Raw genomic sequence first — 23925 nt, forward strand, 5'->3', positions numbered from 1 at the left:
AATTACATCATCCCCATACCCATACCTCCCATACCGCCCATACCGCCCATACCACCCATATCGGGAGCAGGGGCTTTTTTCTCAGGCTTTTCCACCACAATGGCTTCAGTGGTTAAAACCATTCCCGCAATCGAGGCAGCATTTTGGAGGGCAGACCGGACAACTTTGGCAGGGTCAACAATTCCGGAAGCAATCATGTCTTCCATTTGACCAGTAATGGCGTTGTAACCGATATTAAATTCCGTATCACGGACACGGGAAACAATCACCGCACCTTCCGCACCAGCATTATTAGCCATTTGGCACAAAGGAGCTTCTAAACTACGGGCAAGGATATCAGCACCAACAACTTCATCCTCATTGGTCAGAGTTTGTTTAAACTCTGCCACCTTCTTGGCTAAATGGATCAAAGTTGTTCCACCACCGGGAACAATTCCCTCCTCCACCGCTGCTTTAGTCGCATTTAATGCATCTTCAATCCGTAGTTTCCGGTCTTTTAACTCAGTTTCTGTGGCCGCACCCACCTTAATTACGGCCACACCACCAGCCAACTTAGCGATACGTTCCTGGAGTTTTTCCTTGTCATACTCGGAATCAGTTTCCGCCAACTGTTTGCGGATTTGAGCAATACGCGCTTGGACATCAGCCGCATTATCACCAGCAGCGACAATGGTGGTACTTTCCTTGTCAATTTCAACTTTACGAGCGGTTCCCAGCATTTCCAGGGTCGCAGTATCCAGGCTAAGACCAATCTCCTCGGAAATCATTTGTCCTTTGGTTAAAACCGCGATGTCTTGGAGCATGGCTTTACGACGTTCGCCAAAACCAGGGGCTTTAATGGCACAGACATTTAAAACACCGCGAGCCTTATTGACAACTAAAGTTGCCAAAGCATCCCCTTCAATGTCCTCAGCAATAATTAACAAAGGCTGACCACTCCGGGCCACTTTTTCCAGGACTGGAACCAACTCTTGGATATTGCTGATTTTTTTATCGGTAATCAGGATACGAGGATTTTCAAACTCCACCGTCATCCGTTCGTTATTGGTAATGAAGTAGGGAGAAATGTAACCGCGATCCAGTTGCATCCCTTCCACAACTTCCAACTCCGTCGAAAGGGATTTCGATTCCTCAACGGTGATGACTCCATCCTTTGTCACCCGTTCCATTGCCTCCGCAATCATCGCTCCCACTTCCTCGTCATTACCAGCCGAGACAGTTGCTACTTGAGCGATCGCACTTCCTTCTACGGGTTTAGCGACTTTGGCAATTTCCTCCACCAAAGCTTCCACAGTCTTATCAATCCCTCGCTTCAAGGCAATTGGATTACTACCAGCAGTCACATTCCGCAAACCTTCACGAATCATTGCCTGTGCCAAAACCGTGGCAGTTGTGGTACCATCACCAGCAGTATCCTTGGTTTTGGATGCTACCTCTTGAATCAGACGTGCCCCGGTATTTTCCAGGGGGTCTTCCAATTCAATTTCCTTGGCAACCGTAATCCCGTCATTCACAATTTGGGGTGCGCCAAATTTTTTCTCCAGCAGGACATTGCGACCTTTTGGTCCCAGGGTAATTTTTACCGCATCTGCGAGGGCATTAATACCTCTTTCCAATGCCTGCCGAGATTCATCATCAAATGCTACAATCTTCGCCATATTTCCGTCGTTTAGTTTTGCAGTCAGTCATTATCATATTGTCTACATAAGACAATTTAGCACTCACTGGGTGAGAGTGCTAATAAATAAGGACAGGTAAATGAGAGATATATCTAAAAATTATGAATTTATCAGTTTTTGGGTATTAAGAGTTGGAAGTAGGAATTAGGCTTGATGTACATAGGGGAGGTATTCTACCATACCCTATGTCTCCTTCTGTATTTAAGTTAGTCAAACCGATTGTCAGGAGTGCATTTAATTTAATTGTTCACCTATTGCCTATTCTCCACTCCCTACTCCCCGAAATATAGTTAGATTGTTCTAGAATTGCCTTGGTAAAAAAACCTTCTTGTTCCACACTACCCCCATGAGATGATGGATATCTACAGTTCCCTCAAAGCACTGGGCATTGCTGAACCAAGCGGCTTTGGCTGGTTAGCAGTTGTATTTACGTTTCTCTTAGCTTGGATTGTCACTTGGCGGTTTATTCCTGTGGTTCGGAAATTTGCCCTACGGGTCGGTTGGGCAGATCAACCCAATGCTCGACGTTTGAACCGGGAACCCCTACCCAATGCTGGGGGATTAGCTATTTATGCTGGTGTAATTGCGGCTCTAGTGTTGGCTAGTTTACTACGCCCCATTGAAATCCAAAGCGTACTTGCCCAAGTTTTAACGATTTTGCTCGGTGGTTCAATTTTGGTACTGGTGGGATTTATTGACGACCAATTTGGATTACCTTCTTCAATCCGTTTACTGGTACAAGTTTTTACAGCCCTGCTACTAGTTGCGAACAAAATTAGTATTCAGGTGACAATTGGCACACCCTTCGACCCTACCCTCTCAACCCTACTAACGGTATTGTGGGTAGTAGGTATTACCAATGCCATTAACCTGATGGATGGAATGGATGGGTTAGTCGGGGGAATTGGTTTTATTACTTCTATGAGTTTGCTGGCTGTATCTGCCCAGTCTTTTAACCGCGCTGCGGCTACATTAGTTTTAGCAGCCCTTGCAGGAGCCGCTCTAGGATTTTTGCGCCATAATTTTCATCCCTCTCGTATTATTATGGGGGATGCGGGAGCCTATTTTTTTGGCTATGTGCTAGCTGCAACCACTATCCTAGGGAAATTACAGGCATCAACGGTTTTTGCCCTATTCCCTTCGGTTTTGTTTGTGTTATTACCAGTTTTGGACACCACTCAAGTGATAATTCGCCGACTCATGGCTGGTAAAAATCCTCTAAATACTCCAGGAAAAGACCATATCCACCATCGTCTCCTTGCTTGGGGTCTATCTCAACGGCGAGCAGCTTTAACCCTGTGGTTAATTGCTCTGGGTTCTAATATTTTGGCCATGTGGTTACAAAATATGAGCTGGTTCCAGATATCCGCAACCACGACCGGTATTGTCATACTGCTGGCATTCACGGTTTGGCAACGGGTTCGTGCTGCTCGCATTCCTCCTTCTCCCCCAGATATGATGGTCAGTAGTGCTGTTAAGGACGAAGGCTAACTATAGCAACTATTTTATAAATCAAGGGCGATCGCCATATTTAAATTTTGGGTATTGCGATCGCATTTTTATTACAATTGCGATAGGGGAACAATCACGGACTTGAAAAGCCGATACCAGAAAAATTGCGATCGCATTTAAACCCATTTTTTCAAACTGTTGATCACATAAATACAAGGAATATAAAGCGCTATATCCGCAGGGTTGTCCTAGACTAGCGCTAGTACGTGCCTTTCCTTAATGTGGTGGAGACTAATATCGCCAATTATTCCCCCTTTTCTCCTCCTGTCTCCCACTTTTCCCCTGTCCCCCATCGGCTATTATTTTCTCCCACAAACCAAGCCAAAGCGAATTAATCCACTTTCGTAGCCTTGACGCATTAAACCCAGGGCTAAAGCGCCTTGAATGGTTGTCCATCCAGCTCGTAACAAACCAAACAGGGCTTGGGGTGTGAAAGCAGAATCGATAACGACGTTCCAAAAGGGAGCAACAGCTGCTGACCAATCGGCTATTTTCAAGTCTTTTAATGGCAGTTTTGTAGCAATTTCAGTATATTCGGGTAGGGAAATTACGTAGGGTAAACAGTAAACTCGATAAATATCGGCTAGTAATTTTTGTTCATTTTGGTTGAGGGGGGATTGATCGGTGGGACGGTGACACCAGGTAGCCATAATTAAGGTTCCCCCTGGTTGTAGTACGCGATAGCATTCTTGGAGAAATTTGACTTTATCAGGCATATGTTCGCCACTTTCTAAAGTCCAAACCAGATCAAAACTGTTATCCTCAAAGGGCATATTTAAAGCGTCGGCTACGAGGAAATTAGTTCTGGCTGATAAACCCTGTTCACTTGCTCGTTCTTGAGCACGTTGAGCTTGGACGGTACTGAGGGTAATTCCAGTCGCACGAGCATGGTAGCGCTGGGCAAGATATAATGAACTACCACCGATACCACAGCCGACATCTAGGAGATTCGTGACAGGGTTTGGGTTTGACCAGTGGAGTAATTCTTCAATTAGGTCGATTTGGGCTTGACGACGTTCTTTTTTGGTGAGTCCGTCTGCACCATAGTAACCATGATGCATATGTTCGCCCCAGATTTGTTCCCACAGTCCGGAAGAAGCATCATAAAAGTTTTGAATTCGATTGTTGAGGCTAGTATTCATATTGCACCACGAGCAAAAGAAAAAATGCAGATCAAAATACCCATACTCGTAGGCTACCATGTGTGTTTTGATCTGTATGGGGGATTTTTCTGCGTCAAGTCAATTTTTCGGTTGCTTGTCGTCTTGTTTCCTCTATATTTGTTTTTACATGTCTGAATATGACTGTTTCTCGGACGATTTGTTTTGGGTTCCTAGCTGTGATTTTGCTGGGAACGGTATTGTTAATGATGCCGTTTTCGACTACCACAGGTACTTGGAATGACCTGATTGTAGCCCTATTTACCTCGACTTCGGCTGTGTGCGTTACAGGTCTATCGATAGTGGATGTGAGTACGCACTTTTCCTTTTGGGGTGAATTATGGATCATGTTATTGGCGCAAATTGGTGGTTTGGGGTATATGACGACCACCACATTTTTGATTTTGTTGACTGGTCGCAAATTTGATTTGCGGCAAAAAATTGCCATTCAACAAGCTTTAGACCGTCCGGGGATGAGTGGGAGTAGGCAAATCATTCGTTCAATTATTGCGACGACGCTGATATTTGAACTGACGGGTGTATTCTTGTTAATGACTACCTTTGTTCCCGAATTTGGCTGGAGGGAGGGGTTATGGTTGGCGATTTTCCATAGTGTGAGTGCTTGGAATAATGCTGGTTTTGGTTTATTTAGCGATAGCCTGGTTAAGTACCAAACCTCACCATTGGTTATATTCACAATTAGTATGTTGATTATTTGTGGTGGGATTGGTTATCAGGTCTTGATTGAAACCTATATGTGGTTACGTGATCGCATTTTGCAGCGTCAAGCAAAACTCATATTTTCCCTGGATTTTAAGGTAGCAACTAGTACAACCCTAATTTTATTGGTGTTGGGGACGGTTGCTTTTTTTGGTGTAGAAACCCGTAATCCATCAACTTTTGGTGGCTACAGTATTGCTGATAAATTTTTATTAGCTTGGTTTCAATCGGTGACAACCCGTACTGCTGGTTTCAATAGTGTGGATATCGGTAAAATGACAACTGCGGGTTTATTTATTACCATCGCTTTAATGTTTATCGGTGCAAGTCCCGGTGGTACGGGGGGAGGGATAAAAACCACAACGTTAAGAGTTTTAACTAGTTGTACAAAATCGATTTTGCAAGGTAAGGAAGAAGTTTTATTATATGAGCGGAAAATACCTTTACAGTTAATTTTAAAGGCTGTTGGTGTTCTAGTTGGTTCGATCGCTGCTGTTTTGAGTGTCACCATACTAATTGCTTTGACCGATCCCAAATTGCCTTTTATTCAAATTTTATTTGAAACTGTTTCAGCATTTGCTACGGTTGGCTTGTCCACGGGAATCACTGCTAGTGTATCTACTGCTGGCAAATTAATTCTAATTGTCACAATGTATATGGGACGTGTTGGTGTGTTATTGCTAATGTCGGCAATTTTGGGAGACCCCCAACCAACCAGAATTCATTATCCCGAAGAAAACCTCCGTGTGGGTTAATCTCAATTTTTGACTTTTTAGTACATTCATTATTTGCACGATATTCTTTAAGGACATAACATTGTGGATTTGTCATCATTGGGGTTTTTTCGTAGCCTACGCAAAGATAATCATCAGTTTGCCGTGATTGGGTTGGGTCGATTTGGTCGTTCCGTTTGCTCCACCCTGCATCGATTAGGGTATCAGGTTTTGGCTACCGATATTGATGAAAAACGGGTTGCTGATGCTTTGTCGGAAAAAATTGTCGGTCATGCTGTACAACTGGATTCGACTGAACCAGCAGCGCTCAAAGAAGCTGGGTTGTTTGAGTTTGATACCGTGATTATTGCGATTGGTAATTACATTCAGGAAAGTATTATTACGACCTTAAATGTGAAGGAGGGTGGAGTACCCCATGTTATTGCTAAAGCTTCCACCGAAGTGCATTGTAAACTGTTAAAGCGGGTGGGTGCGGACCATGTGGTATTTCCAGAGTATGAAGCTGGAAGTTCCCTCGCTCGAACTTTAACTAAACCATCGATTTTGGAACGGTTTGATTTAGACCCAGAACACAGTATCGTGGAAATTATTGTTCCCGATGAATTTGATGGTAAAACCGTGGCGGAATTACAGTTGAGAAATCGCTATGGGTTGAATTTATTGGCAGTAAGTCAAGATGGTAAATTCAAGATTAATCCAGACCCCTACCAACGGCTATACAAAGGTGCGGCAATGGTGGTGATTGGTTGTAATAAGGATATTAATCGTTTACCGATTTAACATCTCCCCTGGTTGAAACACAGGGGATTCTAAGCTGATGTTGCTTCCAGGTCTTTTCCTGGATTTCTCACGCGTAAGTTGTAAGCCTTGAGTAACGGATTGATTTTCCTTCTACTCCCATCACGGACTACTCCCTATTCCCGATGAGTTTTAGGGTTTTGTGAGAAGTGCGGGTTTTATACCTAGGCTTTCTGTTCCACACCAAATCCCACTAAAACGACTTCTTGAAGGGGTTGATTATCCTCTGGACGACAATAGGTGATAATTTTACGAATGCGGAGATTAGGGTTAATCAGGGTAATCGAGTCCACTGCGACAACACGGGTATATTTAGTTGTCATCAGCAATTCACACTTACTGATGTCAAACTGGAAATCGGCAACTATGGGTCGATCTTCCTCATAAGCGCGATCGCGTAGATATTGTCCGGTGATAATTTTCCCATTACCTTCTGTGACAAACAACATATTTAACTGCTGGGAAACTTTTTCACCCGTTTCGGAGACAGTTTCAAACTCTAGATGATATCCGGGAAGGATTTCCAGATTTGTGGGTATCGGGAATTGATTGTCCTGGAGAACTTGCAGTTTCGCCGTATCCGTAATTGGCTCCACCACAAAATCCGTGTGCGATCGCTCGACTTCCCGTTTTGTGAGGTAATGATACGTCCGCTCCGTACTCCATTTTCCCACACAGCAATCAAAAAAAGCCTGAAATTCCTGAATAGACATAGCTTGAGTAATCCAGTTTAATACACCCAATCAAAATCATATCCTCAAATTAACCTCCTAGTACCACGCGGCGTAAATACGCCTACCTTTTCCCTCGCACCCATGCTCTGCGTGGGGGTAGAATCTACGAGGTTCCGACCTCGTGAATGAAGGCAAGTAGCCCTCGCTAACTGAGTAAATAACCAGAGTAAGGATTTATACGTTTCAATCCCTAATAGGGATTATTTAGTTTTGTAACGTTGTCAAATTTCCTGCTGTTCCTTACATCTCGTGTTTCAATCCCTAATAGGGATTATTTAGTTTTGTAACCCCAATCTGGCGTATGCACAGGCGGTGGCAGACGTTTCAATCCCTAATAGGGATTATTTAGTTTTGTAACTGAAGCAAATGATAGCAGATAGCTGAGGGAATATGAGCGTTTCAATCCCTAATAGGGATTATTTAGTTTTGTAACACACAGAGCATGGCAGGCTCTTGAAGGCGTGACTCGTTTCAATCCCTAATAGGGATTATTTAGTTTTGTAACGATGTGCTACATCTGTACGGCTTGCCGGATTCTGTTTCAATCCCTAATAGGGATTATTTAGTTTTGTAACATAGCGGTAGCATTTACATCTAGCAGTATCAGATCGTTTCAATTCAAATGAATTATCCTTATCAAACCAAGAGAAGGACAGGTAGCATTTACATCTAGCAGTATCAGATCGTTTCAATCCCTAATAGGGATTATTTAGTTTTGTAACCTGCAGCTAGCTGGTTTTCCTCTTCTGCAGCGTTCGTTTCAATCCCTAATAGGGATTATTTAGTTTTGTAACGCAAGGCTTCCAGAGGTGTCCCGGTACGAAATCTACCGTGTTTCAATCCCTAATAGGGATTATTTAGTTTTGTAACAGTGTCAATGGCTTTGGGTTCGGTGTGTACCTAACGTTTCAATCCCTAATAGGGATTATTTAGTTTTGTAACTAAGCTCCGCGCGATCAATATCCGCGCCAATCAGTAGGTGTTTCAATCCCTAATAGGGATTATTTAGTTTTGTAACCTTCTTGATTCCGCCAAAGCGTTTGGTGCGCTGTGGTTTCAATCCTTAATAGGGATTATTTAGTTTTGTAACAGCCGAGGACGATAACGGAGCCCCCTACATATCTGTTTCAATCCCTAATAGGGATTATTTAGTTTTGTAACCCAAAGCGCTAATATTTAGCATCATCTATGGTGCGTTTCAATCCCTAATAGGGATTATTTAGTTTTGTAACCCGTGTCTAGGGCTTGTCGCAGGGTATTGAAGTCGGTTTCAATCCCTAATAGGGATTATTTAGTTTTGTAACCTACCTTCTTAGTGATAGCAACCTATTCTCTGGTAGTTTCAATCCCTAATAGGGATTATTTAGTTTTGTAACGTGTGGTCGAGCTCATAGGCTTTGCCTACGTTGAATGCAGTTTCAATCCCTAATAGGGATTATTTAGTTTTGTAACGGTATACCTATGATCTTGAGTAGACTAAGGCATAGGTAGTTTCAATCCCTAATAGGGATTATTTAGTTTTGTAACGTAACAAAGGAGAAAAGAGATGGCAGACCTTATTTGGTTTCAATCCCTAATAGGGATTATTTAGTTTTGTAACTATTTGTCACCTCTCTCACTAGTTACCCCTTAAGCTGTTTCAATCCCTAATAGGGATTATTTAGTTTTGTAACCTGCCATTGGCGGAAGGCACTCTGCTGCTGCTCATATGCTGTTTCAATCCCTAATAGGGATTATTTAGTTTTGTAACTCCTATTCCTTTCCGCGCAATCCCACGCGCGGAAAGTTTCAATCCCTAATAGGGATTATTTAGTTTTGTAACAAGCATATCATAGATAAAGCCTTAGCTTAGACAATGTTTCAATCCCTAATAGGGATTATTTAGTTTTGTAACACGACGACGACGACGATCTTTTCTGAAATCCCAGTTTCAATCCCTAATAGGGATTATTTAGTTTTGTAACTCATTAGTATCATAAGGGTGTGGGTGGTGAGGTGTTTCAATCCCTAATAGGGATTATTTAGTTTTGTAACGGATAGCTGCATCCTGGTTTCCAGGAACGGCGGCTATAAGGTTTCAATCCCTAATAGGGATTATTTAGTTTTGTAACGAGGAGGTGTATTGGATGAGGGCAAAGCTAGAAAAGGTTTCAATCCCTAATAGGGATTATTTAGTTTTGTAACGCGTTCAGAGCTGACACCTTTTGCTGGTGAAGCGTTTCAATCCCTAATAGGGATTATTTAGTTTTGTAACCTTGGGGGAGGGGGCAGCATAGGGAACCATAGACGTTTCAATCCCTAATAGGGATTATTTAGTTTTGTAACTAAGACTAGCTCTACTAGATGCGGACAAACTACAGGCGGTAAGTTTCAATCCCTAATAGGGATTATTTAGTTTTGTAACCAGGCAACTTCAGCCCATCGAAGCCGGCATCAGTGTTTCAATCCCTAATAGGGATTATTTAGTTTTGTAACGTACATGTTTGTCACGGATGATAGCATGATCCCGGAGGTTTCAATCCCTAATAGGGATTATTTAGTTTTGTAACAAGTCATCAGCTGCTCCTGGGTAGCGACATACTCGGTTTCAATCCCTAATAGGGATTATTTAGTTTTGTAACCGTTCATAGTCAGAACCCTTACCATATTTAGTTTTCAAGGTGCAAAGGTGCGAACCTCTTTTAAAATACTCTTTCAGCCACTGACTTGTCAAGGGGAAGGCGGAGAAAAAACGCTCAAAACCATTCATAGTAAGCTTTTCGAGAATGGTGCGAACCTCCTTTTGGTTCCCAAGCCGGGAAACCCTTATCCAGCAAGTATTTCCAGCGAAAAAAAGCCTCATCCTATTTTTACACCCCCTGGTTCGCACCCAAATCGACAAATAATTACGAAATCAGACAAGGAATATAGAATTATCTCGTGGCATTTCACCGCCGATACGCTCTACTTTACCTTGGCAGCAGGCACAAAGGAAGTAAAAGCGCACACTATCTTCATCTGGTTTTATCAATTTGGAAAGCCGCGATCGCAATTTTGCGTACTGAGTGTCTGTTAAATCGCACTCAAATACAGAATACTGCATCCACTGTCCGTAGGATTTGAGAATGCGATGAATTTTAGTACGACGCTTATCTTGAGGAATATCGTAGGAGACAACTACAAACATGACTTGACACAAAAAATAATCACTTTAAGAACCAGTTACTTGATGACAAAGGAGAGATGGAATTAGCGATCGCTAGTCAGTTCAATCTCTGAAGGAGACAAAGAGAGATTCAGTTACTTGATGACAAAGGAAAAATGGAATTGGCGATCGCTAGTCAGTTCAATCTCTGAAGGAGACAAAGAGAGATTCAGTTACTTGATGACAAAGGAAAAATGGAATTGGCGATCGCTAGTCAGTTCAATCTCTGAAGGAGACAAAGAGAGATTCAGTTACTTGATGACAAAGGAGAGATGGAATTAGCGATCGCTAGTCAGTTCAATCTCTGAAGGAGACAAAGAGAGATTCAGTTACTTGATGACAAAGGAGAGATGGAATTAGCGATCGCTAGTGACAGTGTGGATTTATGGGATCACTTCAACAAACAGTTACTTCATGACTAAGGGAGGATACTTGTCTATTTCCCCCATTAGGTACTTACCCAACAAACGAGCTTGAATTTCAAAGCTTTCCTGATAGGTTTTTTGAATTCCCAAAACAGGGTGTTTAAATTTTGTCAATTTTTTCTCCTGATATAAGCGCAAAAAGGTATGTAAAGCTTCCTTAGTCAGGGAAACCGCATTACTTACCGGTTCGGTGACAAAATCTGAAGGTTTGAAAATCTTTCGATTAATTGCTGAAATCACCACAGCATCGACAATCAAAGGTCGAAATTCTTCCATTAAATCTAGTGCTAAGGAGGGTCTACCATAACGTTCGACATGTAAGTATCCTAAATAGGGGTCAAACCCAACAATGTTTAAAGCTCCTTGTATGTCGTGTCGTAGCAATGAATATCCCAAACTTAACAGAGAGTTAACTGGGTCAACTGGTGGACGACGATTACGATTTGTAAAACAGAAGTTTTCATTCCGGAGTAATTGATTAAAGCAAGCAAAATAAGCTGCACTTCCTACACCTTCATAACCGCGAACAGAATCAATAGTCGCTGCTGTTTCTAGGGATGCGATCGCATTTCCCAAAGTGGTTAAATTTTCACAGAGATCAACATCACTGTAGCTGCGTTGAGTTTTTGCTAGAGCATAGCGATAATTCTTGAGTTTTCCTCTCACAAAACCCTTGACAACATGAAGAGCTTGGAATGACTCACCAGCAGCTTTCCACTGAGCATTTCGTAAATATACATTTTTACTCATTTCCGGTTCTAAACGAGCTATATATTTACCGTTTGCAGTTAAAAAAGTCAGTGGTATTTTATGATTAATTAATTCGGAAATCGCCATTGGGGAAATACTGACTCTTCCCATGACTACTAAACCATCTATTTTAATCAAAGGAACGTCTAAAATCGTCTTTTTATCATATTTGACATTTAATCTTTCATCAACTTTGGCGATAAAAGCATCTTCCTGTGTTACGTATAATGTTCCCATAATTCCTGATTTTTGATTTGAGATTTTTTGATTTAAAATTTAAGCATGTTGAAATAAACTACAAATTCCAGTATAAAGATTGGAGTAACTAATTACCGTAAATATAAATATGATGATTTGATTTAGGTATTTGCTCAGGTTCTACAAGATTTAAGTTTACTCCTGTATCCCGTATTATTCGGCAAAAAAATCTCTCAATCAGTTTCACAATACTTCCTGATTTTCTCTCCAACCTTGGGTAAACATTGCGGTTCCAAACTGCAACCTTTACAGCGCTGACTATACACAGCCCGTGGCATCATTCCAGTTTTCAATAATTTTGTAACCTCTGCGATCGCGGTAATAGTTTGCTGACGTAATTCCTGATTAATTTCTATCAACTGTCGCTGGTGAGTTTGCGCATAATAAACATACCCAACTCCAATACTTTTTCCCGTCATTTCCTCCAAACACAAAGCTTGAGCGCACACCTGTAATTCATCATTATCCCACTCCCCCTTTCTTCCCCGTTTATATTCCACCGGATACCATTCCCCATTTTCCAACTCAATTAAATCCGATTTACCAATTAATTTATACTTATCTGACTTCAACCAAATTGCACGCACTTGCCAAACTTCCTCACGATTACTATCCCCGATAGTATGCACCCGCTCATGTAAACTTGTCCCTTCAATCGTGTATTGATTATCCATAAAATCACCCAAACAATGCATTCTCCAACAACGATGGGGACAATAGGAATATTGATTTAAGGCAGCAATAGAAATATAATCATCCGTGCTAACAGCAGAATTACAGATGACAGAAGATAGAGTCTCTTTTTGATTATTCATGATTACTTCACTTTCTACATATCCAGATAAATTATTAATCAGCAATAACCTACGAAATAAACTTACAAATTAAGTAGCTTCCTCCCCAAATAGCAGGCATTACAAATTACATAGCTTGCTTTCCGCGTAGCGGGTATTACGTACGCGAAGCGTTGCCGCAGGCTATTAAAAATTACGAATTATTATTCACTCTCCTCACCATTCCCATCCCCATTGTCGTCTTCCTCCCCACTCCAGCGAAAATAGCAAAATCAGCTAAAGCATTTATCCTCTTAATTTCCATTGCTTCAATATCCCCCATAATCCGATAGCTAACTTCCCCAACAATCCCAATAAATTTGCTGCGAGAATCAGCAACTATTTCCGTATGAATATTTATAAAACTGGGAAAAACACTCTCCAAATTCACCTTTGTAAACTCAATTCCACTATATTTATTCCACCGAGATAGTAAAGAATTAAAAACAGATTCCCTTGTCGGTAAGGTCGTATCATACTTACCCTGACGAAAAGCCGTAGGAGTTGCAAAACTTAACGAAATCACCCGTTCAGAATCGCTCGCTTGCTGATATAATTGCCCATAACTGCAAGAGTTTGCCCAGGGCTGGGTAGATTGGGGTGTAGCCAAAATACTGGTAATAAATAAATCCGCACTACCCAAACGCCAAGGTTGCTCTGGATTAATATTTAACCACAGGGGTGTTAACTTACCAAACAACGTATCATCGAGTAGGGATATCCTCCACCAACAAGGAGTACCAGGAGGAATCGGTTGCGGTTGCTCAACTTGTAGTAGCTTACTGTATTGGGAATTTTTGTGTTGATACCTATGATTTGTTTGAACTTGCAGAGGTGAAAGGGTAAAAGCTTTATCTGCGGTAGAGTCGTGAAGTTTGTCACCGAGATTGCGATCCACCGAACTAATCAGATTCAAAAATAAAGCGTGGTAGTGTCTCCCGGTGAGGTAGTTAGGGTAGATGGGGGATTTGGGGATGAGGTTGAGAATTAGGCTATGAGGCATATTTTTTTGACTTTTTCGTAAATTGAACCACCTGTAACTCCACTATAATGACTCCACTAATGTGGGATCTTCTCTTGTTCTCCATCGGTCAAATTATACTGCTCGCAAACCAAACTCAATCGATATCCGGGAGTTTTCACCGGGTTAACAGCATGGGTTAAGTCACCTTGAAAGTGCAGCAAAGTGTTGATCTGGGGTTGAGTTTGTCCCAAATGACGTTTATTTGCTTTGAGAACCAGTTCTCCCCCTTCCATATTCAGAGGTAGACGGACACAGAGAACACTCACAACCAAAGGTGGTTCAACGGTCTTGCAATAGCTGTGTTTCCCTCAAGAAGGGCTTTCAATTCGCCTCACAAAGGTGGTTCAACGGTCTTGCAATAGGAACGTAAAGAACGATCAACATGGGGATCAACACGGGAACCTTCCTGAAGTAACAACGGATTCAGGTAGAAAACATTACAATTTGGTTGGAGAGCTAAATCCAAGTAAGACTGAAAATAGAAGAACTTTTGTTCTACTAAAGAGATATGCGATCACGCAAACACGACAGAAAAACCTTTATTCCCGACAAAATCACGATTCAGGTTGTTGACGCTAAGGTAGGGACAAGCATGAATTTCCCCCAGAGGTGATTGAGGTATAGCTTTTCCCAAGCAACTGAGGTACATCTAAAATTCTCTAGCTTTGATCAAAATACAAGCAGAATTAAAATCGTACCTCACCAGACCGGGAACCGCTATAATCAAAGGGGAAAGCATTAAGTTTTTGTTGATAGTATTTCACAGAATTCAAAGTTTGCTGATGGTTCACCACTGGTTGGTCGGTAAACCATCCGATAGTAATGATTAACTACGAAAATAATAAGCCATTCGAGCCGGAATTTTCATCTCTTTCATCTCTTTGATTTGGTAATATTGTCCTCGCATTTGCACATTTTGAATTAAACTAACAGGAGGCATATTCACCACATCGTAACTAAATACTTGATTTGTAAACATCACATCCAAAGGGTTTAAAGGGTGTTTACAAGTGAATAAACCTTCAGTTACTGGAGCTTCAGCTAATTTATTAACCATTACCTCCGCTTTACTCATCCATTTTCCCAAACGAATCCATTTTGGTAACAAGTCTTTGATGTCTTTTTGGGAAATGATAAAAAACTCAAATTGACTTTCCGGTGCAATTTCTTTTGCTCTACCAAAACTAGGAATGTTTTTTTGGGTTTTCTCCATTTCCACATGGTAATTATTATTGGCATACTTCCATGTATTGAGAACAGAGGTATGGTGAATAGAAGCAGCAGGGGTGACATAAATACCCTGTTGATTGAGAGGGGTTAAATGTTGTTCGTATTTTGGTACTTGTTCTGGACAAAAATAGCGATAGGAATCTTCCTCTGGGACATTAGTTGCATATTTGTCACTGTCAATTAACCCCAGTGCATAGCAAAGTGCATAATTGTGAATTATTGGCTCTGTTTCGTAGAGTCTACCGATTTCGCGAGTAGCATGATACATACTATCATGCAATTCGATTTGACAATGGTAGATAAAACTCATAATTCTCACTCCATTGCAGCAGCTTTTTTACCTTTTTTTCCTTTCTCGGAATTCTTCGCTTCCGAATTCTTGGAAATATATTTCTGTGCATAAGCAGAAGATTCAAGATTTGCTTGCGTCAGCAATTCTTGAAGTTTTGCTTCATTGCTAGTAATTAACTTAACTTCATCTAGTAAGGGAGTGAAATTTTCTCCGATATAATCAGTATGGGTGACATATTCTTGAGTCATTAATTCATTAATTGCTTTAATTGCTGCTTTGCGAACATCATCTTCATTTAATGGATCGGGTGGATTAATTTTGCCATCGAAACTTAATAAATCATATATTTTCTGTGTCCAACGTAGGTTACTAACAATTTCTCCGTCAGCAAAAATTACTCCCATTAACTCATTTCTTACTCGTCCAGTTCGGGTTGTTTGCGCTCCATAGTGACGGGTTCTCAGAATATTATTGAATATATACAAAAATCCCGCTTCTGTGGGGTCTTTGAGGGTGACAATACTAGGGAAGAAAACTTGAGGTAGAATGTGGTCTTGACTGTTAATTCTGCTTGTAACTTCCCCATTGCGACTCATAGTCCCATTTTCATAGGGAGCATTCAGGGTAAAGTTCAGGTGAGAGTCATCAAAGGGTGTAATGGAAAAAGCTGTGTCTACGACAACTTTAGATTTTTCCGAACCAGCATCACCAATGGCAAAACCATAGAGAATACAATCGGGAGTAGTTTTACTAAAATCGACGTTATAGTCGCATTTTTCCCAGTCACCAATTTTGTAATTCCTGAGTAATTCTCTCCCAGTTAAACGTTCGGGTGTGGATTGTTTGCGTTTAAACATTGCCAAACGACTAATTGCTTCTGCATGTTGAATACCAGCACGCACTTTGACTTTATTTAATTCTCCGTCTGTTTGGAATAATGGGTAAGATTCAGTGATACGAATTGTCACAAAATGAGCATATTTACCCATTGGTTTTGCTGGGATTTCGTTGTGGAAGAATTTAGCGTCAACGGTTTTCAGAAAGTTCATATGTTTCTCCAAGGGTTAAGGTTAAACAAAAATACGAAATCTATTGTAGAGACGCGATAGATCGCGTCTCTAAATATTTAGGCTGCATCATCAACACCCAAATCAGGAATATCTTCAGGTTCTGTTTGGGGAAGGTTTTTACGTTCTTCATCGTCTGTAAGACGATAGAGATATTCGCAGGTATCGCGGATGAGGTTGAGTTGTGTACCTGCTAAACGCGCGCGATCGCTTTTAAAACTCTCTTTAAATATTTCTTCAACAAAATACTGAGCAAAGTCATATACTGCTTGACGTTCTTGTTCGGAAGTAAGTGCAGGTTTCCACTTTCCATCCACAAAAGTAAGGGTCGGTTTCCCCTCCGCAGTTCTCCTCCTAACATTATTCATTAATTTTGCTAAACGCGCTGCTACTACGTCTGTTAATGATTCGGTGTCTGGTACAACAGCTTTGTCAATTTTCAAAATCACATCCGCAGCTTCATCAATGGGTTTGAGGATTGCGTTTGCTTTCGCATAAGAACTTTTTGCACGATAAAAACGGCGATAGAGTTCTGTTAATTTCCGCAATTTATTCACAGTTTCTTCTCCTGGTTCAAAGTACTTATACAAATCCATATAAAGACGAATCTTAGCGATTGGGACAGAATCCATTGTCTTCTGTTGATTGTCTTTATCTTTTTTGGGTTTACGTAACCATTTAGTGAGATAATGAAAAACATACAAGGGACTTGTTTCCAAATCTCTTGCTAAATCTGATAATTTACCCCAATCTGGATCACCATCCTTTTTCCGATTTACTTCTAGGTGAATACAATAAGCAGCAGTGAGTGCATTCAAAGGTGAAAATTCCCGTTTTTCTGAATTCCTAGGAAGAATACTATCTAAACGATAGATATCTTTTTTCACTAGAGAACGAATTGCTTGATGTTCTCCATCTAATAACACAGTTTCGGCAAAATCAGCACCACTAATAAAAGGAGGAACAGGGGATTCAGAAGCGACAACTTTTACATCCATTACCAGTGGTAATGTCAATGCTAACCAAGCTGGTGTCACCCAAGATTCCGTATCTGTCGCATCTCTTCCGGGAGGTAATCCCAAGAAGAAAAATGTCAAAGTTTCCTGTTCAGGAAAGCTTATTTTAAAGGTTTTATCATCCTCTGGTTTCAGACTTTCCTTGATAAGTAAGGTATCAACTTGCTGATAATTGGTAATGTCAAACTTCGCAATTTGTTTCTCAGTAATAAAATGCTTGCGTAACTCTGCATCAAACCTAGTTCTGGCAAATTGATTGTAGGCTAATTGTAAAAATTTATTTGTCTCCGGTGTAAAAAAATAAGTTGGATAAAGATAGAGATAGCGATATTTACGACCTTCAAAATCCGCACCTACCGCATTAGTTTGATTCATTAAAATCTGTCTCAACATGATTTCAATCGACCAAATTGAGCAGATTTGTCGTTTTGCAGCTTGAGCATTAAATAAAATTTGTCGGTTGCTGTAAACTTGCGGTGCAAATAAAGTTGCTGACTCCATCTGTTCAGTGACAGTGTAAGCAGAACTCGACATTGCACAGACATTTTCCCTACCTCTTCCCGTTACTTTTGCTGCTTGATAACGTCGTAATTCCTCCAGGAAGGGGTCAATTTCTGGTGTGACTACTGCTTGTGTCGGTAAGAATATAACTCGTTGCACATAGATTTTTAAATCCTTCCAACCATCAGGAATATCTTGAAATTCTTGAAGAATTGGCTGAATTATACCTTCTGCATAACTTACCATTCCTCGCATAACTTCCAAGATTTGAGCAAAATCCTTACCCGGATGCTTGCGGAAATACTGCGCTGCAAGATAGTACCAATCTAAAGGAACACCACCTGTTTTTTTCAGGGATTGAATTTGTTTAATAGCTGGTATTTCATCGGATAATCCTAAATATTCCGCCAACTTTTGAGTTAAATCCAGTTCTGGTGGTATTTTTCTTTTGGCTTTAGGTATATCTTTTTGTGCTTGTTTTACCCTTTCACACCAACTACCCCAAATTCCTCGACACAAAATATCACCAAATTCCGCTAATCTATCAATCCGAATTTCACTGGGAAATTGCAAGTTGAGATTTGTTGATAACTCACCCTGGGTTTGATAGCTTTGTAAACTTTCACCCCTTTTCCCACTGGAAGCTGTTTTACCATCAGGAAGTAATCGACAAGCTGCATCGATACTGACTTTCATTAATCCGATGACATCAAAGAATAACCAATAGTAATCTGCGAATTTAAATCCCTTCCCATCCCGATTAAATCCGGTTTGTCTTTCTCTGAGTTTTTCACCACACAGGTATTTCACCTTATTAACTACTCTTTCAGGTATGTCATCGGTATTAATTTCCGTTGCATCTTGACTAGCTAGGTAAACAACACCATCAGGTAAGTAGAGTAGTGGGGTATAAAATTCTTCGGGGTGCGCTTCAATGATGGCATTATTGAGGATATTCGTGAGAACACCACGATTTTCGCAAAGGGAATGGTATGTGAGTTTTAATTGATGGTTACTGAGTCTGCTAATGAGATTCGGTAAGCGACCAGTTTCTACATCTCTAGGATGTTTGACGACAGAAGCAAACAAATCAGATAGGGAAACTAGGTCAATTAAATCCTGTCGAATGCGACTATCTAATCTGTCATCATCTAGGGTTTTTAAACCACGGGTAGCAAGACCTAAATCTGAGTCGTGTTTCACACCAGAATTACTGCTAATTTCAATAATATCGTCAATAAAATCTCGCCAATTCTCACCTAGTAAATGATGCAAACCAAAATCTTGGATTTTTTTGGCAATGTAATCCCTTCCTAAATTGGGTGCATCTGCTTTCTGAGGAGGTTCTAATTCCCAATCTCTGTCAGCTACATTATTCTCTATCAACCATGCTATGTAATCAGGAAATTTTTCATAATCATGCAGTAGGTAAGCAACGATAAAAATACAAACTTGTAACTCACCTAAGTTACGTTTAACTGGATTAGTTACACTGGATTTTTGCAATTCCTTGATAATTCGATAGGTGGGAAATAATCCATTCAGTAAATGTGCAATTATCGATTGATCACCTGCATTTCTGGTGCTATCAACAGGTGGCTTACCTTCAGAAGCACGTTTAGCGTTGATTTTGGGAATAGTGACATCAAAAAACTTCCCACCTTTTGCAGTTGCACCTGCTAATTGTAAAATTATATGTGGTAAAACATATTTCGCAAACTTTTCTAAAGTCGCATCATCCTGATTCCCTTTTGATTTTTTTACTGCTTCTATGAACAAGCGTATTGTGAGCAGTTCCTTTTTTAGAAGGAATTCATCATCATCTTCTTCTTTTGTAAAATCATAATCTGGTACTTCCTCCGGTAACTCATCATCCAAATTCTCCAAATTATCTTCTAAGTTATTCATACATCCTATCCTTCTGGTTCAATAGCTTGAAATTCTTGAACTTGTCCTGTTTGAATGACCCACAATTTACCAGTCACATCTGCTGTTTCCAAAGCATTAATTAATATTTCAATAGCTTCGCGCCAATTTGTAAAAGTAAAACGTGATGGTAGACGAATAATCACAATTCCTGGATAATTTTCTGGATTATATTTCAAGCGATTACCAAATCCTCTATCACATGTAATTAAACATCTACCCTTACTACGACAAACTTCAATTACTTCTTCATCAGAAGCAGAATTTAAAGCTTGTCCTGGGATAGTTGCAACATCATGTCCTGCTAACCGTAATAAACTGAGAACACGCAAGTCGATATTTTCATCTAACTTTAATTTCATGCGCTCGCTTCTTTTTTTTGTCTAGGGGAAGTTCTACAAATACACCTCTTGCCATTTCTGCTCCATAAGCAATACAAGCAAGTACATCTTCGCGTTCGATGCTTGGGTATGCTTCAAGAACTTCCTCAATTGTTGTACCACTTGCAAGATAATCAAGAATCAGAGAAACCCAAATCCGATGTCCGCGAATGCAAGGTTTACCGAAACAGATATTTGGATCAATGGAAATGCGAGAGAGTAAATCATTTCTAATCATTGGTGTTTCTCCAAATTTGTCGTAATTCTTCTAAACGAATCCATTGGTCGTTTTTCTTTACTTCGATGTATTCCCACCCATTAGCTGCACCACCGTTAACCTTTGCTGCTAGGGGACTTGGTTTATCAAATTCTTCAATCTTTCTAACATATCCATCCTTCATCCTCCTTTGGTTTCCAATACCATGTAAGGGTTTCCAGTAACAACGCATCCTGTCCAAAAGCGATGGAATACCAGGAACCCCGATTTTCTGGTTGGTTGGTCAACGGGTAAATTTGAAAGTGCATGGGTAATCGCAGGACAGCGCGTAAATAATTGCGATCGCGATCCGAAATAAAGCACACTAATTTACGCCGACTGACTGCATCACTTATTTGTTGGATACCGTAACCGTGGGGTTGGCAAATCTCTAAGTTTTTTAAAAGCTGTACCTTACTTGTCTGAGCAAATTCGCGGATATTGCCTGGGTAGTAAAAATACCAATCCTCCCGGACATCGCGAAAGTCTTTTAGTTTCAGATAGCATAAGGCTTTTTCAAATCGCTTGGTAGAAACTCCTGCTGTTTTTGCTTTCTCCATGAAGCTATTTTTATCCCAAATTTCAAAAATAAAGTTACTGAGAATACCGGGAAGATGATAGGTTTTAAATCGATCTGTTTCCGGTTCATCGGGGTTAGTTAAATCATAAATGGCACAATCTAATTGACTACTACCACGAAAACTTCGAGCTTCATCTATAATTTTATTTTTACCCTCATTTTGACAGCGATAAAACTGGGCATTGATTTGTTTGATACTAATTCCTAATGCTTTTTGAATATGGGTACCAAACTTTTTCGCCACATCGGGATATTTTTCTTTCATGCGACATAGTTTTGAGTAAATGTCAGCTGATTGCATACCACCCCATCGCTGGGGATACCGTTCAAATTCATTTCGATTAATCCATACACTACGAATTGCGTCTGTAAAATTTATGCGGTCATAGGTTTGATTTTCTTCCAAGGGATGGGATTCTTCTACAAACAACCTGGCAACTAAAAAATTGGGAATTAAAGCATAGGCTTGATAGATAGAAAAACCTGGATGTCTTCCTAATCTGCCAAAACGCTGAATAAAATTGCCTGCATCTGCTGCTTCAAAAATTAAAAAATTAATCCGAAAATCTACACCGACATCAATTGTAGAAGTTCCTATCAATAAATCTGCTTCAGCGATGGAATCTCTTTTTTCTGTTTCCCCCGTTAATCCGGTATTTTCTCTAACTTGCCAGCGCGGTTCAAATACTGCCTTAAATTTTGGTAATAACTTCTTCACCGCAGCAATGGAATTCAGGATAATTGCCCCTTTACTATTGGGATTATCTTGGAAAAATTTGAGGATTACTGTTTCTAGATTCTCTTCTATCCATTCCCGACTAGAACGTAAATTAGGTTCTAAGCCAGAGGGGAAATTTAAGGTGATCGGTTGACTAATTTGTCTCCATTCCTGTTGATAGCTATCGACAGTAAACTGATAAGCTCCGGCATCTATGGGATTAATAATTTTTACTTTTATTCCCGCCTTCTCGAAATATCCTTGTAATAACTCGCTGGGAGTGGCGGAGAGAAAGAGGAACTTTTTGGGATGATTGGCTGTGTTCCGAATTAAGAATATCGTATTAATTACACTAGCAATTTGGGGTGAGGAGAAAATATGAAATTCATCATAAATAAATAGTTTATACCTCTCATCAATGCGACGAAATAATCTATCTGGATTGTCTATTTTTCCCCGTAAATAGTAAAAATTATGAATGTAATGAAACAAATCTGGATTGGTCAGCAGTATTTCATGATTACTGGAAATATCCTCTAATCCTTCCAACTTAGCAGGTAGTTTTACCCCATCCACATAATTCTCCAAAATAGCTGCTGTTAACCGATATATCTGCGGATCATAATGGGGTTGAAACTGTGCTTTGTAAGCTTGTACCTGCTTTTCCTGGTCTCTCACCAACTCATTGGTGGGATACATCCCTAAAGTATACATACGCTGATTCATAGACGGGAGAAAAGCTGCTAAACTCTTCCCATCTCCCGTCATAGCAGTGTTAAATATTACTTCTACCTGTGGGTCTTGCAACGCTTTATAAGTCTCCCCTTGATGCCAAGATAGTGACCAGCCGTTAGGTATTTTCACCCCGTTAGGTGTGGGGATGGTCTGGGAAAAAACTGGTTGTAGATAAATACGATAGCTAGACAGGTTGGACATAAAATAGTGTCCGTAAGTTGTTGTTAAAATCTATCTTGGCACGCAAAATAGTGATTGACAAGATGTGTCCTTATAAAAGTGTCCGTATAATTATGAGTCGTAAAGGTCAGTCGATCACACTATCAATTTCAGAAAGGGATAAATCAGAACTAGAAACCCTTGCGTTAGAGTTTGGGATGAAATGGGGGGATAAACCGAATATATCCAGATTAGTGGAAGCGATCGCGCGTCGTCAGTTATTGCTGGGGAATAATAATGATTGGACCCCAAGTCGGATTCGTGCTTTGGATCGAGCGATGCGCGGATTCGTCGATATGGGAGAAAATGAACAAGCGTGGGAAATTGGTAAGTTACTTTTAGAACGTAGTGAGTTATCGACACCGCTACGAACTCAAATAGAAGAATTTCTGGGGAATCCCCCTGCTGCGTGGCGTTTACGGGTTGAGCAATTGATTAAAAGACAGCAACCCTTTCAACTTTCCTATGAAGATGCGGCCCATCGGGTATGGAATTTTACAGTGTGTTACGCCAGAATTACGAATCATGAAAAGCGTCAGTATTTAGATTGTTGGTGTGAAGAGACGGAGGGGAATCAGGATATTGAGGAATTGCAACATAACTGGTGTTTGCGTTTTGATCGGATACAAGATGCTGCGGTGGTGGAAATTGATCGGAAGTGGCGATCGCATTTAGCGGAAGTTGAAGTTTCTATGCATTTATTTGGTGGTTTAGCTTTTGCTTACCAAGGGAAACCGGAGGATGTGTTAGTTGAATGGATACCGGAAAAACAGCGTGTGAAGAAGGTAATTAGAAGGGTGACATCGACATTTTGGTTTATTCGGGAAGTTATGCAGTATGCACCCGATTGTATTGTGGTGACACCAAACAGTATACGCGATCGCATCAAAGCCAAAATTCGTACTTTATCGGATTTGTATGAGATGTAAACCTTTGGTTAGCAAACTAGATACAAATCCAAAATCCCATAAATTCAGAGGGAGAACCGTACATTGATGATGAGGTTTTCTCTCGACTAATATAGGGTTGGCGGTCGATAAAATACGAATGTGGGCAGTTTGCGTATCGCCTAACGGTACACAGCGATTTTTGGGCGTTGCTGAATCCAGATATGAATAAAATGTAGAGACGCAATATATCGTGTCTCCATCAGGGTTTTACACATCCAACGAATCAATTTCATACATCAAATCA

General features: G+C 40.5%; 19 protein-coding genes, 1 pseudogene and 2 CRISPR repeat arrays. Of the genes and pseudogenes, 4 read left to right on the forward strand and 16 right to left on the reverse strand.

Translation table 11 applies throughout. The features are described 5' to 3' along the window. Positions 1-2: 2 nt before the first annotated feature. Entirely contained in the window at positions 3-1658 is a 1656-nt protein-coding gene (gene groL, locus CDC37_RS22385; RefSeq protein WP_096625284.1) for a chaperonin GroEL, read from the reverse strand. Positions 1659-2033: 375 nt separating this feature from the next. On the opposite strand from groL, the gene CDC37_RS22390 reads away from it, so the two are divergent. Continuing rightward, positions 2034-3170: an MraY family glycosyltransferase gene (locus CDC37_RS22390; RefSeq protein WP_096626538.1), complete on the forward strand. Its 1137-nt coding sequence runs from the start codon at positions 2034-2036 to the stop codon at positions 3168-3170. A gap of 21 nt (positions 3171-3191) precedes the next feature. Here the strand turns inward: CDC37_RS22390 and CDC37_RS24595 are convergent, their stop codons facing one another. Continuing rightward, positions 3192-3347, reverse strand: a complete 156-nt coding sequence (locus tag CDC37_RS24595) for a hypothetical protein (protein WP_157780819.1) — start codon at positions 3345-3347, stop codon at positions 3192-3194. Positions 3348-3490: 143 nt separating this feature from the next. Continuing rightward, entirely contained in the window at positions 3491-4333 is an 843-nt protein-coding gene (locus CDC37_RS22395; protein WP_096625286.1) for a methyltransferase domain-containing protein, read from the reverse strand. A 158-nt stretch (positions 4334-4491) separates the two neighbouring features. Here CDC37_RS22395 and CDC37_RS22400 point away from each other — a divergent pair, with 158 nt between their 5' ends. Further along, a complete protein-coding gene (locus tag CDC37_RS22400) occupies positions 4492-5826 on the forward strand; it encodes a TrkH family potassium uptake protein (protein WP_096625288.1) in 1335 nt (444 codons plus the stop codon). Positions 5827-5889: 63 nt separating this feature from the next. Continuing rightward, the gene (locus tag CDC37_RS22405; RefSeq protein WP_096625290.1) at positions 5890-6585 is read left to right on the forward strand and encodes a potassium channel family protein; all 696 of its coding nucleotides are present in this window, start codon (positions 5890-5892) and stop codon (positions 6583-6585) included. Positions 6586-6767: 182 nt separating this feature from the next. Here CDC37_RS22405 and CDC37_RS22410 read toward each other — a convergent pair whose 3' ends face one another. The 13 genes and pseudogenes from CDC37_RS22410 to cas3 all read right to left on the reverse strand — a co-directional run bounded on the left by CDC37_RS22410 (position 6768) and on the right by cas3 (position 22704). Further along, positions 6768-7316, reverse strand: a complete 549-nt coding sequence (locus CDC37_RS22410; protein ID WP_096626540.1) for a phycobiliprotein lyase — start codon at positions 7314-7316, stop codon at positions 6768-6770. Positions 7317-7517: 201 nt separating this feature from the next. Then, a CRISPR array of direct repeats spans positions 7518-7913; the repeat unit is 37 nt; unit sequence GTTTCAATCCCTAATAGGGATTATTTAGTTTTGTAAC. Between the two features lie 109 nt (positions 7914-8022). After that, a CRISPR array of direct repeats spans positions 8023-9958; the repeat unit is 37 nt; unit sequence GTTTCAATCCCTAATAGGGATTATTTAGTTTTGTAAC. Between the two features lie 272 nt (positions 9959-10230). Next, positions 10231-10503: a CRISPR-associated endonuclease Cas2 gene (cas2, locus tag CDC37_RS22415; protein WP_096625292.1), complete on the reverse strand. Its 273-nt coding sequence runs from the start codon at positions 10501-10503 to the stop codon at positions 10231-10233. Between the two features lie 425 nt (positions 10504-10928). Continuing rightward, positions 10929-11933: a type I-D CRISPR-associated endonuclease Cas1d gene (gene cas1d / locus CDC37_RS22420; protein WP_096625294.1), complete on the reverse strand. Its 1005-nt coding sequence runs from the start codon at positions 11931-11933 to the stop codon at positions 10929-10931. A 194-nt stretch (positions 11934-12127) separates the two neighbouring features. Further along, on the reverse strand, positions 12128-12769 hold the full coding sequence (gene cas4, locus CDC37_RS22425; RefSeq protein ID WP_096625296.1) for a CRISPR-associated protein Cas4: 642 nt from the start codon (positions 12767-12769) through the stop codon (positions 12128-12130). 172 nt (positions 12770-12941) lie between these two features. Further along, positions 12942-13790, reverse strand: a complete 849-nt coding sequence (cas6, locus tag CDC37_RS22430) for a CRISPR-associated endoribonuclease Cas6 (RefSeq protein WP_096625298.1) — start codon at positions 13788-13790, stop codon at positions 12942-12944. A gap of 56 nt (positions 13791-13846) precedes the next feature. Next, positions 13847-14432, reverse strand: a pseudogene (locus CDC37_RS22435) (hypothetical protein); the annotation flags it as partial. A gap of 205 nt (positions 14433-14637) precedes the next feature. After that, on the reverse strand, positions 14638-15351 hold the full coding sequence (gene cas5d, locus CDC37_RS22440) for a type I-D CRISPR-associated protein Cas5/Csc1 (RefSeq protein ID WP_096625300.1): 714 nt from the start codon (positions 15349-15351) through the stop codon (positions 14638-14640). A gap of 5 nt (positions 15352-15356) precedes the next feature. Next, entirely contained in the window at positions 15357-16382 is a 1026-nt protein-coding gene (cas7d, locus tag CDC37_RS22445) for a type I-D CRISPR-associated protein Cas7/Csc2 (RefSeq protein WP_096625302.1), read from the reverse strand. A gap of 77 nt (positions 16383-16459) precedes the next feature. Then, a complete protein-coding gene (gene cas10d, locus CDC37_RS22450; protein WP_096625304.1) occupies positions 16460-19825 on the reverse strand; it encodes a type I-D CRISPR-associated protein Cas10d/Csc3 in 3366 nt (1121 codons plus the stop codon). Between the two features lie 5 nt (positions 19826-19830). Continuing rightward, positions 19831-20205 carry a DUF5615 family PIN-like protein gene (locus tag CDC37_RS22455; RefSeq protein ID WP_096625306.1) on the reverse strand — a complete coding sequence of 125 codons (375 nt, stop codon included), beginning with the start codon at positions 20203-20205 and terminating at the stop codon, positions 19831-19833. After that, positions 20186-20461 carry a DUF433 domain-containing protein gene (locus tag CDC37_RS22460; RefSeq protein WP_096625308.1) on the reverse strand — a complete coding sequence of 92 codons (276 nt, stop codon included), beginning with the start codon at positions 20459-20461 and terminating at the stop codon, positions 20186-20188. The genes CDC37_RS22455 and CDC37_RS22460 overlap by 20 nt, the downstream gene beginning before the upstream one ends. Continuing rightward, the gene (locus CDC37_RS24600; RefSeq protein ID WP_157780820.1) at positions 20454-20624 is read right to left on the reverse strand and encodes a hypothetical protein; all 171 of its coding nucleotides are present in this window, start codon (positions 20622-20624) and stop codon (positions 20454-20456) included. Before CDC37_RS24600 ends, CDC37_RS22460 begins: the two co-directional genes overlap by 8 nt. Beyond that, complete coding sequence (gene cas3, locus CDC37_RS22465) at positions 20605-22704, reverse strand: type I-D CRISPR-associated helicase Cas3' (protein WP_096626542.1); 2100 nt, start codon at positions 22702-22704, stop codon at positions 20605-20607. Before cas3 ends, CDC37_RS24600 begins: the two co-directional genes overlap by 20 nt. A gap of 101 nt (positions 22705-22805) precedes the next feature. On the opposite strand from cas3, the gene CDC37_RS22470 reads away from it, so the two are divergent. Further along, positions 22806-23660: a WYL domain-containing protein gene (locus tag CDC37_RS22470; protein ID WP_096626544.1), complete on the forward strand. Its 855-nt coding sequence runs from the start codon at positions 22806-22808 to the stop codon at positions 23658-23660. The last annotated feature ends 265 nt before the right edge of the window (positions 23661-23925 follow it).

The organism is Calothrix sp. NIES-3974 (assembly GCF_002368395.1).
Classification (GTDB): domain Bacteria; phylum Cyanobacteriota; class Cyanobacteriia; order Cyanobacteriales; family Nostocaceae; genus NIES-3974.

Excerpts from the sequence above, each read along its gene's own strand:
- groL (WP_096625284.1), bottom strand. The coding sequence starts at position 1,658 with ATGGCGAAGATTGTAGCATTTGATGATGAATCTCGGCAGGCATTGGAA.
- CDC37_RS22390 (WP_096626538.1), top strand. The coding sequence starts at position 2,034 with ATGGATATCTACAGTTCCCTCAAAGCACTGGGCATTGCTGAACCAAGC.
- CDC37_RS22395 (WP_096625286.1), bottom strand. The coding sequence starts at position 4,333 with ATGAATACTAGCCTCAACAATCGAATTCAAAACTTTTATGATGCTTCT.
- CDC37_RS22400 (WP_096625288.1), top strand. The coding sequence starts at position 4,492 with ATGACTGTTTCTCGGACGATTTGTTTTGGGTTCCTAGCTGTGATTTTG.
- CDC37_RS22410 (WP_096626540.1), bottom strand. The coding sequence starts at position 7,316 with ATGTCTATTCAGGAATTTCAGGCTTTTTTTGATTGCTGTGTGGGAAAA.
- cas2 (WP_096625292.1), bottom strand. The coding sequence starts at position 10,503 with ATGTTTGTAGTTGTCTCCTACGATATTCCTCAAGATAAGCGTCGTACT.
- cas1d (WP_096625294.1), bottom strand. The coding sequence starts at position 11,933 with ATGGGAACATTATACGTAACACAGGAAGATGCTTTTATCGCCAAAGTT.
- cas4 (WP_096625296.1), bottom strand. The coding sequence starts at position 12,769 with ATGAATAATCAAAAAGAGACTCTATCTTCTGTCATCTGTAATTCTGCT.
- cas6 (WP_096625298.1), bottom strand. The coding sequence starts at position 13,790 with ATGCCTCATAGCCTAATTCTCAACCTCATCCCCAAATCCCCCATCTAC.
- cas5d (WP_096625300.1), bottom strand. The coding sequence starts at position 15,351 with ATGAGTTTTATCTACCATTGTCAAATCGAATTGCATGATAGTATGTAT.
- cas7d (WP_096625302.1), bottom strand. The coding sequence starts at position 16,382 with ATGAACTTTCTGAAAACCGTTGACGCTAAATTCTTCCACAACGAAATC.
- cas10d (WP_096625304.1), bottom strand. The coding sequence starts at position 19,825 with ATGAATAACTTAGAAGATAATTTGGAGAATTTGGATGATGAGTTACCG.
- CDC37_RS22455 (WP_096625306.1), bottom strand. The coding sequence starts at position 20,205 with ATGAAATTAAAGTTAGATGAAAATATCGACTTGCGTGTTCTCAGTTTA.
- CDC37_RS22460 (WP_096625308.1), bottom strand. The coding sequence starts at position 20,461 with ATGATTAGAAATGATTTACTCTCTCGCATTTCCATTGATCCAAATATC.
- CDC37_RS24600 (WP_157780820.1), bottom strand. The coding sequence starts at position 20,624 with ATGAAGGATGGATATGTTAGAAAGATTGAAGAATTTGATAAACCAAGT.
- CDC37_RS22470 (WP_096626544.1), top strand. The coding sequence starts at position 22,806 with ATGAGTCGTAAAGGTCAGTCGATCACACTATCAATTTCAGAAAGGGAT.